Annotated in this window: 1 protein-coding gene and 1 pseudogene; both read left to right on the forward strand. The window is 43.6% G+C overall.

Going from position 1 to position 1,008, the window contains the following annotated elements:
* Positions 1 to 150: pseudogene (locus ACFIL3_RS10475) on the forward strand (outer membrane protein assembly factor BamD); the annotation flags it as partial.
* 6 nt (positions 151 to 156) lie between these two features.
* A partial coding sequence (locus ACFIL3_RS10480; protein WP_375682249.1) for an AAA family ATPase occupies positions 157 to 1,008 on the forward strand: 852 nt, incomplete at its 3' end.

The raw sequence follows: 1,008 nt of genomic DNA on the forward strand, positions 1-1,008 counted from the left end.
GCAGCAGCTATTTTAGGACGTAATTATCCCAAAAGTGAGTGGTATAAATTTTCTTATAATCTCTTGCAGAAGAATAAAATATCACCACGTGAGCATAAATCTTCTTGGATCTCAAATGCTTTAGGTGGTGACAAGAAGAGGGTACGTTGATTCTCTATGTTGGTACAGCTTTCGATTCATAATATTGTTTTGATCGAAACGCTCGATATTCATTTTACAGCGGGGTTGACGGTTTTAACTGGAGAAACGGGTGCGGGGAAGTCTATTCTCCTTGATGCTTTATCACTTGCTCTAGGGGGGCGGGGTGATGCTTCGCTTGTGCGTCATGGGGCTGACCGCGGGCAGGTCACAGCTGTTTTTGATGTGTCTGTTTCACATCCTGCACGTCAACTTATTCGTGAGAATGGTCTTGATGACGAGGGTGATATTATTTTACGGCGGGTACAATCAAGTGATGGACGTAGCCGTGTCTTTATCAATGATCAGGTGTCTAGTGTTGCATTGATGCGGAGTGTTGGCCGTTTGCTGGTTGAAATCCATGGACAACATGATGATCGTGCGCTTGTTGATGTTGCTACACATCGCCAATTATTAGATGCCTTTGGTGGTCTTGAAGATGAAGTGGAAAATTTGCGTCAGTGTTATCACACATGGCGTGAATGTGAGGAGCGTTTGCAACAGCAGCGTCTTAAAGTAGAGAGCGCTGTACGTGAGGTTGATTATCTTCGTGCGTGTGTAGAAGAGCTTGAAAAGCTTGATTTTCAAGTTGGTGAAGAAGATGCTCTTTCTCTTCGCCGTGCAGATATGCTTAAATTAGAAAAAATAGCAACGGATATAAAAGAAGCGGATGATCTTTTAACGGGTCAAAAATCACCAATCCCAGTGCTTTCTAATTTGGTGAGGCGTTTGGAGCGGAAAATTCCTGAGGCGCAAGAACTTATTGCACCAGTGGTGAAATCTATTGATGAGGCATTGCATGCACTTGCAACAGCACAAGAAGGTATTGAG

It is taken from the genome of Bartonella sp. CE47NXGY (genome assembly GCF_042195415.1).
Classification (GTDB): domain Bacteria; phylum Pseudomonadota; class Alphaproteobacteria; order Rhizobiales; family Rhizobiaceae; genus Bartonella.